This window comes from Neobacillus oceani (assembly GCF_046237595.1).
Taxonomy (GTDB): domain Bacteria; phylum Bacillota; class Bacilli; order Bacillales; family Cytobacillaceae; genus Bacillus_D; species Bacillus_D oceani.
On sequence record NZ_CP143543.1, the window covers coordinates 4,243,216 to 4,256,400 of the forward strand.

The window sequence follows — 13,185 nt, forward strand, 5'->3', positions numbered from 1 at the left end:
GGGCAAAGCTCATAATTATTGTAATTATGCCAATTTTTTGTCGACTCATTTCTGCAAATTTCCGGCTGCTTCTCTCCCCTTTTTCATTAGGGACATCCAATCATGGGAGGAATCTGGCCGAATACGCTCTTTCCCGTCATTATTTGTTGAACGATTCTCTATTCAGTTTCCATGAAGGACTAAGTATAGTGGACATATAGGCAAAAAGTTGGGGTTTGCCGAAAATGCGTTTATTTTAAAAAGCGGGGAGTGAACTTTGATGAAAATTCAAGTAAAAAACTGGAGAATGCTTTCTGCGGAGGAAAAGCAATTTTTGTTGAAGGTACTCAGCAACCGTTTCAGGCGCTAGGTTGGCTGGCACCCAATAAAAAACCTTTCAAAGAAAAAGGGCAGCGGAAAATCCGTTGCCCTTTTAGGTATCCGCAACTATCAGAAAAGGCCTCCTTCCTGTCTTGCATTTTGCCTCAATGGATGAAAATACTATATGATAGATGGGAGAGAGTATATAAAAGGGGTTCATGCTATGAAGGATGAATTGCAGTATATTGGTGAGAAAATTATTGCAAATGATCGTGTGATTGCTAGAAATGTTACGGATATCCTCGACAAGAATGATACGTTCCGCCTGCCCGGCCAGGAAATTCCCCTTGATCGGAAGGTGGATTTTTGCGCAAAATTAATCTCACACTTCGGGGAAGCATTGACTGGGAAAAGGGAGTCCATTCTGCGTGAAATTGAGGAATGGGGAAAGAAAGCTGCTCAAATGGCGATTCGCCATCATGTGTCGCTGACCGATTCCTTAAGGAGCGTTTCGTTTTTCAGGACAGTCGTTTGGGATGTTTTTACCGATGAATTGGAAAAGAAGAAATTTGCAGCGATTACGATGCTTGATGTATCCAAAATCATTGACCCTCTCCTTGACAGGGTATCGAGCGTTGTCGGAGAGGAATTCGAAGCCCATACAAACCGGTTGATGAATGTTGCCTACACCGCGCTTGAAGAACTTTCAGTCCCCGTTGTTCCCATTGTTGAAGGAGTAGCCGTTGTTCCGCTCGTCGGTTCGATCGACACAAGGCGTGCAAAATTGATTATGGATGTAGCCTTGGCCGAAAGTACACGCCTGAATGTCCGGCAAATCATTTTTGACATTTCCGGGGTTCCCGTTATCGATACGATGGTTGCCGACCAGCTGTTCCAGATTTTCAGCGCGCTTAGGCTGACGGGAGTGGAAGCAATTATTACCGGCATCCGTCCGGAAATTTCACAAACAATTGTGAACCTCGGGCTTAACTTCAATTCGGTTAAAACACGCGCCACGATGCGGCAGGCTTTGAATGACCTTGGCATTCGAATGATTGGCAAAGAATCAGATGGCAAAATAAGCCCCAACGAAAAATAAGTATAGAAATGGAAACGCCTGGCCACTTAAGTCCAGGCGTTTTTTCTATAGAATGCACTGTGCTAATCGCCTACCTTAACAGTCGTCTCCTGGAAATTCGGTTTTCTACGCGTTGCCGTTTCAACAATCCACGCCAAAATCATCATTCCAGAGAAGACCGGGGCGGCTAAGTCAAAATAATACCATTGGATTGTCATCAGGATATCGTACACTGAATGGACGGCTATCAAAAGCCAGAGATTACGGCTCCACAACAGAAGCAACCCCAAAATGAGGCCCATATTCGTAAACGTGGCAACAGTGCCAAGCGTTACACTCCACGGCTGAGGATTGGCGAGAGTGTGTCCAATTCCGAACAGGAGTGAACTGATGAATAGGACAGCCATCAGGAAAATTTCCTCCGGCCATTTTGTCCACTTTTGCGGGAATATTTTTTTAAAAAGCATGAGAAAGAGGATCATATAGGAAATCCGGTAAACTTCTTCAAATCCCGCTAGTGTATCGGATAGGAAATCATATCCGACAAGATCGAACCACTCAAATACCTTGAAAGCACCCGCTTCTTCTCCGCCGCTTTCGGCTAACCCACTTTCAACCGCAGCCGCGGATTCCTCCACGTATTCGGCGTAATTATCATTAAAATCCTCAAACAGAATATTGGAATAGAAATTCGTAATGATTGACCCAAGGTAAAACAGCAGAAAGATGACAGCAAATTGGGACACAAGCTGCCGTTTGGGAGCCCCTCCCTTAAAACCGAGGAAAGTGTCGTACTCGGAGGAGAAATGCGTGCCTCCATTATCCACTTCCGTATTTTTCCGCGAAGGCGCTAGCCGTGGATGCAGCTTCCAGGCCAACACGATCGAACCAACCATTAGCAAATTGTAAAAGTCCGAGAAAAAAAAGCTATGCCTCGAAAAATAGAGGACCGCTTCGGATCCGACTGTGACAAGGAGCATCAACAATAAAAGCCGTTTCGATACCGGCTGTACCAAATCATTAATCAAGTTTTTTCCCCGCTCCATATGAATTTATAGTTACCGGCTTTCATGCTATTTGCCGGATCCAACGACCTACCAGCGGTTGGGTGATGTTTTTAGGCAAACAGTTTTGCCAGTGCAAAACAGACCCCGTTAACAACCAGGAGGAACAATCCGCATCCTAGTATCCATCTACTGTTGAATTCCATTTAAGGCTCCTAAATTTCATTATTTTCCACTACTTTACCATAAGATTGCCATTCGGGCATTAAGAAATTTTATGTCCTTTCATACAACATTTTTCGGCATACAGAAAATCAATCAAACGTTTGATTGATTTTCTATTTTGTCCTGTCTTTCCTGGCCCTTTACTATTTTAGCGATGCAGAAAAAGTCGAATATTGGCTCTCCAAAAAACATACCGAAAAAAATAAAACTGCCGGTCCAAAACCAGCAGTTTACTCACTATTTCGTATCTCCTTTGATTTCGAGCAGTTTCTGCCTTAGGCCGCTTTCCATAAGGGCGAGGTCGTGCTCGGCCTGGCGGCGCTTGTTGCGGCCTTCTTCCTGGATGCGGAGTGTTTCTTCAAGTGTGGAAACAAGGCTTTCTTGCGTACGTTTCAATGTTTCAATTTCGACGATGCCGCGCTCGTTTTCACGGGCGGTTTCGATTGTGTTCGTTTTCAGCATTTCCGCGTTTTTCAAAAGAAGTTCGTTCGTTGTTTTCGCGACCTGCTTCTGGGCTTCAACCGCGTGGCGCTGCCTGATGAGGGTCAGGGCGATGGCGACCTGGTTTTTCCAAAGCGGGATAGCCGTCATGATCGATGACTGGATTTTTTCAGCGAGCGCCTGGTTCGTGTTTTGGATCAAGCGGATTTGCGGCGCGCTCTGAATTGTCATTTCGCGGCTCAGCTTCAAGTCGTGGATCCTCTTATCAAGCCGGTCGGCAAATTGCAGCATGTCGCTTACTTCCTGGAACTTCATTTGGTCCCCGGACGCCTCTGCTTCCTTTCTCATAGCGGGAATGACCTCTCGCTGAAGCTCATCATACTTCAATTCACCCGCGGCAATGTAAACATTCAGCGCATTAAAGTATTCCTTATTGTACTCATACAGCTTTTCAAGCATCGCGATGTCCGCAAGAAGGGTGTTTTTGCTCCTGTCTAGCTTGACGGATATCCGGTCAATCTGCGCGCCTGTTTTCTGGTATTTCGACAGTACCTCCTGAATTGAGTTGGACATTTTTCCAAACATCCTGGAAATGAGGGATTTCTTCCCATCATTCAATTCATCGGGATTCACATCGGACAAACGCTTCATGAGCTCATTTATGATTTCCCCAATCTCGCCGACATCCTTTTTCTGGACATGCTCAAGCATCGTGTTCGAGAAGGTCAGAAGCTTTGCCTGAGCCTGTGTTCCGTAGGAAATCATCGCCTGATGGTTTTTCGGATCAATCTGGCTTGCAAGCTGCAATGCCCTCGCCTTGTTTTCTTCAGGAAGCACGTCGATCAGCCGGACCTGCTTTCCTCCCCCATCTGCGGGAGCGGGCGCGATCGCTTCATTCTCCTTGGCACCGAATGGATCCGATAATATATCATCCAATAAATTATTCGTATTCATGGCAGCTGAATTGTTTTCGCTCATTTGGTCCTCCTGTTTTCTTCAATGAATTTGGTGCTTTTCTGATTCTCAAGCGCCTGCTTTGCGACATCAATCTCAAAATCGAGGGTGTCGATGTCGTCCTTGATAATGTGGTACAAATCCTGTTCAACCGCATCCGCGAGGCTGTCCAGTGTACGCTGCGTCTCGTGCAGCATCAGTTCCAGCTCCGTGCTGCGCTTTGGCTGAGAGGAGAGGAAAGCATATTTTTCCGCAAGCTCGATAAGCGAATCGAGGTGCGAAAAATAAAAGCGCTCGGCCTTGTAAAAACGCCTCGGCTCATCCTTCGTCAGCTTGTATATCTTCTTCGTGACCCTTAACAGGTCAATCCGCTGCTTCAAGGACGGAAGATTTTTTATTGAAAATAGGGATTTGTGGAGGCGGCTGATTTTCCGCTTCCCCTCTTCTAAATTCTGCTTTATATAACGATATTCCTTCCGGGTCAGCCGGTGCTGCTTCAAAAACTGTGAATTGGTGTAGATCCCGACCGTTTTGTAGGCGGCGATCCCCCCAGCGATCGATATTCCCGCTGAAAGCCCCCAGCCAACATTAAGCCCGAATACGCTTACCAAACCTGCCGTAAAGGCGGTCGGGATGGCAATGGAAGTCCGTAGTAAAAACGATAAAAATGGATTCATATCAATATCGACTCCTGACTCTATTGATCATGTACTCTTTAGTACGTACAAAACATTGGAATTGTTTCAACAAGATGTAAAAAGTTTATGGAAGTTTTTGCTTCCTGCCTTAACAATACACGAAAAATCCGTGTGTTTCCACAGCCTGTGAATGTAAAAGCAACTAAGTCTTAAGTCGTAGCCGCCCAATTTGTAAGAAAGAACGACACTTAGTCGGGAAATTATCGGAAAATTTTTAAAAAGTGCCAAAATTTGATTTTCAACGGCTATTTGGGTTAAAAAACCGTTTCTCCCAAGGTAAAAACCCCGTTTTCAAGCATTTTATCGTCCAAAAATTAAATTTTCGCGATTCGCCAAACAATTTGGCTGGCTGTATGTTGAAGATACCCGGGAATACAATGGCAAGCGCGCTTTCCTGAAAGGGATCGAAAGTGGAAAGCTTCGATTACACCGCACATCAGTTTGCGCCAATGATTAACAGTATCATCCGCACACTCCAAATTTATAAAAACAAAGACGAATTTTATCAAATAGGCTTGATTGCCCTATGGGAGGCTACCAGGGGGTTCAATCCGGAAAAAGGGAATTTCGAGGGTTATGCGTACAGTTATATTAGAGGGCGAATCTTGACGGAACTCACCAAATCGGCCGCCTTTGCGGATAGGACCGTTTATCCAAGTGAAGAATTTTGGGAATTAGCAGGTGAAGCCGCCGAAGACGAAACCCTGCCCGAGCTGTTTCTTTTATCCTACTGCAAGGACCTGACCCAAAATCAGAAAAAATGGGTCCTTTACACTTGCCTGGATTCCCTATCCATAAAAGAAATTTCCGAAAAAGAGAATGTCAGCGTATCTGCTGTGAAAAGCTGGCGGAAGGGGGCGAAAGAAAAGCTGAAAGCCGAACTGATCCATAAAAACTGATAAAACGAAAAATCCGCCTGCGGAACACCGATAATAAATCAAAAGGAGGGGTGCCAGCTTCAGGCATCCCTCCTTTTCCACTTATATAGTATCCGATTGGGCAATCGGCATATTCTTTAAGTCTACTTTTAAATCTTCAATCATTTTTTTAGATGTCATTTCATTTTCGGTACATCCCCGAACATAGGCCTTTTTAAGGATTTCTTTAAAGATGCTTTGGCCATCTGTTTTGCTGTTCTCCTTCACTCGCCTTTTCTCCTCCTTTTTCAGCTCTTTTTTACTATTCTATTAAAATTTTTGTCGAATGTAAATGTATTCCAGTAACTGCCTGCATGGCTATTTTGTGACAAAATTCGACCACAACTAGGGTTTCGCTGTTGTGAAGCTTCTTTTCCCGCTTGTCCTATTTTTAAAACTAGTACAACGTTTACGTGTTACTCATAATACACTTCGAAAGCGATACGTTTTATTTGGGGAGAGTTTCATATTCCCCGAAATCGTTCGCGGGGGGTTTCTGCGGGAAGCTAGTTTTGGGTATAATAAAAGAATATGGTTTTTGCTAAGTAAAGGTTCCATTTTCGTTGAAAATTCACAGGGTTCGGATTTGATAGGAAACCCTGTAACATACCAATCTACATCGGTATTCCATCTGAGTGGAAATACACCGTGATTCGGACAGTTGATCGCTTCGCTGCATATCAATCCACGTTTTGGGTGGGAATGTATGTAGATTCGGAAAGTTGAAAGCTTCGCCGTTTTAGGTGGAAATGTACGGGGTTCCTGGCAACGTATCGGAATCTGGGTGCGTTGACATGACGCGCACGCAAGAACGGGCGTAACGGAAACATGTATCGGATTCTAATTCCTTGTCCGTAGCGGTTTACGGGCTGCGGGCTGAAACAAGGGTTCATTTTTAAAAAAATGGGGGTGTTCGGATGCGGAATGAAAATTTGGCGGTTGTGTCGGAACGGCTTCGGGATATGCTGTCGCCGCATTCGGAGGAGGATGCACGGCTTATACAGAAGGGGATGCTCCTGTACAGACAGGGGCTTGTATCGCAGCTGCGGGTGGATGAGGAAACAGTTACGGCGGTGGTTCAGGATGTGATGCCGGTGAGGGTCCGCCTTGAGCTTTTGTTTTTCGATATGAGTGAGTGTTCGTGTCCGGGGCGCGGGGTTTGCCGGCACCAGGTTGCGGTGTTTTTCGCCGCTTATGGACGGGAAGGCAGTGTGGCCGAGTGGATTGAGGACTGGCGTTATCCAGTTAAGGAAAAGAAGAAAACGGCAAGCTGGGGAATGCAGCGCGCACGTGAAATGATTAAGGCTTCGGGAGTGGCGGACCCGGATTACAAAAGCTGGCTTCAGTCGTTTTCCGAGGGCTTTGACTCGATTATGCGCTCGAAGAAGCATTTGAATCCGTATGTGGTCGGTGAGCTGTTCGGGATTCATTGGCGCCGGGTGAGGGCCGGCTCGCCGCGCGGGGAGGAGTGGTCACTTCTTTATGAGCTTGCCGGGATCGTGCATTCCTTCCGTGAGCTCGACCAGCTTTCAACGGAACTTCGCCATCAGGCCGAGACTGCGGAGCGGTATTATGGGCATGTGTTTGATGAATTGCAAAGGGCAGCTGAACGGATTGCGAAAAAGCTGGCGGGCATGCCGTTGCCAATTTCGTTTGATCCATTTATCGAGAGCCTGAAGGAGGATGTCCGCGCGCTTTTGTCCGGGCTCCGGCTCGTCCCGTACGAGCGGGCGTTCCTTTATATCGGTGTTTGGTCAGCTCTGTTTAAAAAGAGAGGGAGCCTTGAAGATGAGGCTCGGAAGCTTGAGGAAGCCGTTGATCGGCTGGACGAAGGAGAAAACAGCCATCCGCTTCAGATTGCGAAGGCGCATATACACTTTCTACAGAAGGAAGACAGCCTGGCGCTCGAATCCCTGGCAGGGCTTAACGGGCAGGAAACAGCCCCGTTCCTTCTGCACTGGACGGATGAGCTGGCCGCACAAAAAGAGTGGAGCCGCTCGGGCCATTATATCGATGCTCTTACCCAAAATTTGCGGGAGACATTGGCGCTGATCGGAGGCTATCAGGGACGTACCCAGTTTGCAAGGGCTGTTCTTGACTCAGCCATCCCTTATGTGGAAGGGACCGGGCGCGGAGATGTACTCGAACGGCTTCTCCAGCAATCGCTCCCTTACAGTTATTATGAGTACGGAAGCCTTTTATTCGAACGAGGCGATTATGCGAAATGGGCGGACCTGCAGGCGTTCATGGGCTACCAGTACGGGGACCTGCCGACAGCAAGGCTGAAGGTACTGGAAAAAGAGCAGCCCGAAGCGGTCATTTCGATGCTGCACCAGGCCGCGGCGAAACAAATTGCCGCCAAGAACCGGTCTGGCTACAAGAGCGCTGTACGGATGCTAAAGAAACTGCGGACAATGTATAAGAAGCAAAAGCGGCAGGCTGAGTGGAATGCGTTTTTTGAAGAGCTTATGGAACGGACGAAACGGCTTCGCGCTTTCCACGAAGAATGCCAAAGGAGCAAGTTAATCGATGTATAAAGAACCGTTTATTAAATTGGTTGTCACAGTTAAGGAAAAGCGTTGCCTGATTGGAGCGCAGGGGAAAAACGGCGGATGGCTCCTCCCTGATGCATGGAAATATCCGTTGTTCAGCCGGCATCCTGAAAGCTATTATGGTGCGTTTCTCGAGCCAGCGAAGGAAAACGGGGCTGTGATGATTGAGCTGAACGCCTGGCAGCTTGTGACGCTCTTCGCACGTGAATCATTCAATCGCTTTTTTGAATGGGACTGGGACGAAGTGGCTGAAATTTGCCTCGCCTCATCCCACGTCCTTTATGAAAGCATTCTCGTAAAAGAATGGCTGCCAGATTTCGCCGCCTGGGAAGCGGGGACATTCCGTTGGCGCCTCCCTGCCAGGGTGAGCGATGAATTTGACAGCTCGTTCTGGGAACAGGAGCTTGAAGTGGGCGGCATCTGGATGACTGCCTACGATTTTGTCGAAGAGCTGTATAATCTTGCTCTCGATTCCTATTTGACACGGAATGCCGAAATGCGTGAACTGTTCGGCCCGAAGCTTGGCCTGCTTGAAAGCAGCAACATTCCTGCGGCTGCCTTGGCGCGTTATTTTGACGAAGAAAATTGGCTTGAATGGGTCGGGATCAAGGAAGACGACACACCGTTCACAGTCGGGCTCCGACTAGATGAGCCGGAGGACGGAGAAGGTTTCTGGCTGCTCGAGACGTTTTTACGCGGGAAAAAGAACCCCGATGAACTGTATCGTTCCGATGATCCAGCCATCCCTCCTTCCTGGCGTCCGTATGTGGAAAAGGCTGCCCATGAAGAAGAACGCTGGGTGGAGCTGATTCCGTCGCTAGGGGTATACGGACGGCTGAAGACTTCCCTTTCCGAAGAGGAGGCGTGGGTCTTTTTAACCGAATCAAGTGAAATGCTGTTGGCGCTCGGAGTTGAAATCCTGTTGCCCGGCTGGTGGCAGGCGATGAAAAACGCCAACCTTCGGGTCAAAGCTTCGCTCAAGGGAACGGCGAGCCATAGGCCTTCATTCGTTGGCCTCAATGCAATGCTTGATTTCAACTGGCGCTTCTCGATGAACGGGGTTGATTTGAGTGAGGACGAATTCCGTTCGCTAGTGGAAGAAAAACGCAGGCTCGTTTATGTACGCGGCCGCTGGGTCAAGCTCGATCCGCATTTCATCCGGCAAATCCAGGAAATGATGAAAAAGGCTGAAAAGGAAGGCCTCCATGTCCGCGACCTGCTTGAGCAGGAGCTTGTCGATGAACCCGAAGGCGACGAACTTGAGAACCCGCGCGCTTTTGCGAAAATCCAGATTGAACTGAACAGGCAATGGAAACAAATGATCAAGCAGCTTGGCGAACTAAAGGAAATTCCCATTGTTGATGTGCCGGACGGGCTCAACGGAACCCTCCGCCCATACCAGCAGCATGGCATGAGCTGGCTCCTGTTCCTGCGCCAATTCGGCTTTGGGGCAGTCCTCGCCGACGACATGGGCCTCGGGAAAACGATCCAGCTCATTTCCTACCTTCTTTCGGTAAAAGAAAAAGCCGCCGAAGCAGGAGGTTTGGATGAAGGCATGACGGCTCCCGCTCTAATCATTTGCCCGACTTCGGTACTCGGAAACTGGCAAAAGGAGCTCGAGCGCTTTGCCCCAAGCTTGCGCGTCCATCTCCATTATGGCCCCAACAGACAAAAAGGAGATGGCTTTGCGGAAACGGCTGCCGAAAGCGATGTCGTCCTGACATCGTATGGACTGAGCCATCTTGATGAAGAAGAGTTCAGCAGCATGGAATGGAGTACGATTGCGATTGACGAGGCGCAAAATATTAAAAACGCGAACACAAAACAATCCCGGGCTGTCCGGAAGCTTCGCGGGCTTCATCATATCGCTCTGACCGGGACACCGATGGAAAACCGCCTATCCGAGCTATGGTCGATTTTCGATTTTACGAACCATGGGTATCTTGGAAGCCTCGGGCAGTTCCAGAAACGGTTTGTCATTCCGATTGAAAAGGAAGAAAAGACTGAAAAGGTACGCGAACTCCAGGCACTCATCCGTCCTTTCCTTCTCAGGAGGACGAAAAAAGATGAGGATGTCGCGCTCAACCTGCCGGATAAGCAGGAGCAAAAGGAGTATTGCCCGTTGACAGCCGAGCAGGCATCGCTGTATGAGCAGCTTGTCCAGGATACGTTCACCCAGCTTGAGAAGCTGACCGGTTTCGAACGGAAAGGAATGATCCTTCAGCTTTTAAGCAAGCTGAAGCAGCTCTGCAACCATCCCGCACTCTATCTGAAGGAATCTTGGACTGCGGGAGAAGTTGCCGGTTTCGTTGACAGCGTGGGCAAAAATCGCGGCGTTACTGATGCCGGCGGGGAAATGGACGGCGTTGAGGAAACGGACGGCGGGTTTATGGAGGGCGGCATTCCAGAGGACGATTTCTTGGAGGACACAGTGGAGAAAGAAGGCGCCATTTCGGATGTCAATGAAATCCCCGCTGTAGAATCCATTGGGGGTGCTGAACGAGTGGGTGCGCTAACCGCCCGAGCAGGCTCCTCTCGAAGGGATCTCATTGCAAGATCGGCCAAGATGGAGAAACTCGTTGACCTTATAGACGCGGTGCTGGACCAGGGCGAAAGCTGCCTGATTTTCACCCAGTACATTGAGATGGGTGAAATGATTAAAGCCGCCTTAAAGAGGAAATTTGGAATCGATGTGCCGTTCTTGAACGGCAGCGTGCCGAAAGCCAAACGCGATGAAATGATCGCCCAGTTCCAGGAACATGCATTCCCGGTGTTCCTGCTCAGCCTGAAGGCCGGCGGTACCGGTCTGAACCTGACAGCCGCAAACCATGTCATCCACTATGACCGCTGGTGGAATCCGGCCGTCGAAAACCAGGCGACTGACCGCGCCTACAGGATTGGACAGCAGCGGTTTGTCCATGTCCACAAGCTAATTTGTACAGGTACGCTGGAAGAAAAAATTGATGCTATGCTTGAGAAAAAACAGCACCTCAATGACCAGATCATCCAGAGTGAAAACTGGATTACCGAACTGTCTACAGAGGAGTTGCGCGATCTCGTCTTTTTGAAATAACATTTTCAGAAACAACGAAAAAGGCCGCTGAATGGCAGTTCAGCAGCCTTTTTCTATATAACAGGGGGTTTTTATCCAGTATGTCCATGGAAATTACAACTATACATTCAGGGGGAAACTTTTTATCCGGACAGGGTTCCCTTTTAGGATTCTTCCCAAATTTTCTTCCTTATCGAGTCGCTCTTTAAATAAATGGCCTTAATCTCACCGTAATCCTTTTTCAGAATTTGTATAGTAAAGGAACCGTCCGGCTTGGGGTCAGGGAGCATGTTTCCTTTAATCTCGATAAAAAGATTGTTACCTTCCTTTTCCGCTTTAAAACCTCTATAGTCAGTCGCACTTTCTGCAAAATTCCCTTTTACTATAATCGCTTCTTCCCCTAATTCTACCTCGTTAATGACTATGAAATTCGGGCTCACCGTCTTGGTGAAAAGCTTCGGTAAGGCAACCACAAGCACAATGACAAAAACAACAACTCCAAAAATAATATAAACCGGCCGGTTATTCATTTTACATCCCCCTAATCGTCTCTTTTTGGCTATCTCTTGTTGGATCAGTGATTGAAGGAATATGTTATTTTTCCAATAAATCCCTTCTTTAGATTAGTATAGTTACAGAAGTGGTTGGCAGTCAATTTATTTCTGGAACAGGGAATTTATGAGTGTGGATGCCAATTAGCAGGTATAGGAGAGATTTTTTCGAAAAAAAAGCCGGCGGATGAATTCGCCGGTAGAGTTGGGGTAGGTTTCGGGGAGGCAAATTGATTTTATTTCTGTGGGGGTCTTGGTGAAGTTTTTTAAAAAGGGAGGGACTTCTCGGCAGGGGCATACACCGTACAGATGCAAGGCCGGATGCGGGGGACTAGAGGCGAAAGAGGAATCCTTGTTCCTTTAAAGGCAACTGCGGCATTCTTGCGGGACAGCCATCGCACGATTGTTTCCATTCATTCTCGTATTCAGCGAGCCGGTTCTCCAAAATTAGAATCCTGCTGTGGAGGCTACTGACATGCTCATTTGTTTTTCCTGTCATTCTAATCAGGCTTTCGAGCAGCAATTCAAGGCTTTCCGCTACATTGCTCTTGTTCCTATCCAAATGGGAACTCCTCCTTGGAAGGGGCGGATGGCTCCTTTTCAAAAGTAAAAGGTGGTGAAACCGGCTGGGAGCGATCGTAGGAATCATGGCTTGCCGCCGCGGCAGGTGGGGTTTGATGGAATTGGCTATGTCCCGCTGCCGATCCAACATGGCCGCTTCGAGTCTGTTCCTGATGCAGGGGCTGTTGCTGGCGGAATGGAATCGCTTCAGGTTCCGGGTTTTGCTGGGCGTCCATACCAGGGATTGGAACCGACCGGGAATTTTCCATTTCATGCGAAGCTGATTCGGAAGGTTTGCTGCTAAGGAAACGGATGGATTCGGCAACAACCTCGGTCACATAAACCCGTTTTCCGTCCTGGTTATCATAATGCCGTGTCTGAATCCTGCCGGTGATGCCGACAACCGAACCTTTTCGGCAATATTGAACGGTGTTTTCCGCGGCTTTTTTCCAAAGGGTGCACTGGACAAAATCGGTATCGTAATCACCATGGCTATTTTTATATTGCCTGTTCACCGCCAGAATGACATTTGAAACCGGCGTCCCTTCCGTCGTTAGCTTCAATTCGGGATTTTTGGTCAGCCGCCCTACCAGCGTTACTTGGTTTATCATACATCCAACTCCTTTCGTCGATGCGTCCATCTTAACGCCTATGAAGGAAAAATGTAAAATCACTAAAAATCGTTTTTAAGGCTCCATTTTGCCCCAAAAAGCAGTTTCCTGCTTACAAAAAGATACTTTTGCTGCGCTTTTTCTTCAATTAATGCGATATTCAGCATTTCCCTAGTTATTTTTCGACAAATCCCCTTTGGATGCATGAATCATGGATTATGATATAATACAGGCAAAATTA

Annotated in this window: 11 protein-coding genes; 4 read left to right on the forward strand and 7 right to left on the reverse strand. The window is 47.7% G+C overall.

Annotated elements, in window-relative coordinates; genetic code table 11:
* Nucleotides 1-523 precede the first annotated feature (523 nt).
* Nucleotides 524-1,399, forward strand: a complete 876-nt coding sequence (locus V1499_RS21340) for an STAS domain-containing protein (RefSeq protein ID WP_409272398.1) — start codon at nucleotides 524-526, stop codon at nucleotides 1,397-1,399.
* Nucleotides 1,400-1,461: 62 nt separating this feature from the next.
* Here V1499_RS21340 and V1499_RS21345 read toward each other — a convergent pair whose 3' ends face one another.
* The 3 genes from V1499_RS21345 to V1499_RS21355 all read right to left on the reverse strand — a co-directional run bounded on the left by V1499_RS21345 (nucleotide 1,462) and on the right by V1499_RS21355 (nucleotide 4,679).
* Entirely contained in the window at nucleotides 1,462-2,406 is a 945-nt protein-coding gene (locus tag V1499_RS21345; RefSeq protein ID WP_409272399.1) for a type II CAAX prenyl endopeptidase Rce1 family protein, read from the reverse strand.
* Between the two features lie 438 nt (nucleotides 2,407-2,844).
* Nucleotides 2,845-4,026 carry a toxic anion resistance protein gene (locus V1499_RS21350; protein WP_409272401.1) on the reverse strand — a complete coding sequence of 394 codons (1,182 nt, stop codon included), beginning with the start codon at nucleotides 4,024-4,026 and terminating at the stop codon, nucleotides 2,845-2,847.
* On the reverse strand, nucleotides 4,023-4,679 hold the full coding sequence (locus tag V1499_RS21355; protein WP_409272403.1) for a 5-bromo-4-chloroindolyl phosphate hydrolysis family protein: 657 nt from the start codon (nucleotides 4,677-4,679) through the stop codon (nucleotides 4,023-4,025). The genes V1499_RS21350 and V1499_RS21355 overlap by 4 nt, the downstream gene beginning before the upstream one ends.
* Before the next feature lie 431 nt (nucleotides 4,680-5,110).
* Here V1499_RS21355 and V1499_RS21360 point away from each other — a divergent pair, with 431 nt between their 5' ends.
* A complete protein-coding gene (locus V1499_RS21360) occupies nucleotides 5,111-5,599 on the forward strand; it encodes a sigma-70 family RNA polymerase sigma factor (protein ID WP_409272404.1) in 489 nt (162 codons plus the stop codon).
* Between the two features lie 81 nt (nucleotides 5,600-5,680).
* Here the strand turns inward: V1499_RS21360 and V1499_RS21365 are convergent, their stop codons facing one another.
* On the reverse strand, nucleotides 5,681-5,845 hold the full coding sequence (locus V1499_RS21365) for a hypothetical protein (RefSeq protein ID WP_409272406.1): 165 nt from the start codon (nucleotides 5,843-5,845) through the stop codon (nucleotides 5,681-5,683).
* Between the two features lie 689 nt (nucleotides 5,846-6,534).
* On the opposite strand from V1499_RS21365, the gene V1499_RS21370 reads away from it, so the two are divergent.
* Nucleotides 6,535-8,154, forward strand: coding sequence for an SWIM zinc finger domain-containing protein (locus V1499_RS21370; RefSeq protein ID WP_409272408.1), 1,620 nt, complete (start codon nucleotides 6,535-6,537; stop codon nucleotides 8,152-8,154).
* Nucleotides 8,147-11,242 carry a DEAD/DEAH box helicase gene (locus tag V1499_RS21375; RefSeq protein ID WP_409272410.1) on the forward strand — a complete coding sequence of 1,032 codons (3,096 nt, stop codon included), beginning with the start codon at nucleotides 8,147-8,149 and terminating at the stop codon, nucleotides 11,240-11,242. The genes V1499_RS21370 and V1499_RS21375 overlap by 8 nt, the downstream gene beginning before the upstream one ends.
* Before the next feature lie 143 nt (nucleotides 11,243-11,385).
* Here the strand turns inward: V1499_RS21375 and V1499_RS21380 are convergent, their stop codons facing one another.
* From V1499_RS21380 to V1499_RS21390, 3 genes are all read right to left on the reverse strand, one after another.
* Nucleotides 11,386-11,751, reverse strand: coding sequence for a hypothetical protein (locus tag V1499_RS21380; protein ID WP_409272412.1), 366 nt, complete (start codon nucleotides 11,749-11,751; stop codon nucleotides 11,386-11,388).
* Nucleotides 11,752-12,103: 352 nt separating this feature from the next.
* On the reverse strand, nucleotides 12,104-12,334 hold the full coding sequence (locus V1499_RS21385; RefSeq protein WP_409272414.1) for a hypothetical protein: 231 nt from the start codon (nucleotides 12,332-12,334) through the stop codon (nucleotides 12,104-12,106).
* Entirely contained in the window at nucleotides 12,327-12,944 is a 618-nt protein-coding gene (locus tag V1499_RS21390; RefSeq protein ID WP_409272416.1) for a single-stranded DNA-binding protein, read from the reverse strand. Before V1499_RS21390 ends, V1499_RS21385 begins: the two co-directional genes overlap by 8 nt.
* Nucleotides 12,945-13,185: the final 241 nt, after the last annotated feature.

Coding starts and splice junctions, on each gene's coding strand:
- V1499_RS21340 (WP_409272398.1), top strand. CDS start 524: ATGAAGGATGAATTGCAGTATATTGGTGAGAAAATTATTGCAAATGAT.
- V1499_RS21350 (WP_409272401.1), bottom strand. CDS start 4,026: ATGAGCGAAAACAATTCAGCTGCCATGAATACGAATAATTTATTGGAT.
- V1499_RS21355 (WP_409272403.1), bottom strand. CDS start 4,679: ATGAATCCATTTTTATCGTTTTTACTACGGACTTCCATTGCCATCCCG.
- V1499_RS21370 (WP_409272408.1), top strand. CDS start 6,535: ATGCGGAATGAAAATTTGGCGGTTGTGTCGGAACGGCTTCGGGATATG.
- V1499_RS21375 (WP_409272410.1), top strand. CDS start 8,147: ATGTATAAAGAACCGTTTATTAAATTGGTTGTCACAGTTAAGGAAAAG.
- V1499_RS21380 (WP_409272412.1), bottom strand. CDS start 11,751: ATGAATAACCGGCCGGTTTATATTATTTTTGGAGTTGTTGTTTTTGTC.
- V1499_RS21390 (WP_409272416.1), bottom strand. CDS start 12,944: ATGATAAACCAAGTAACGCTGGTAGGGCGGCTGACCAAAAATCCCGAA.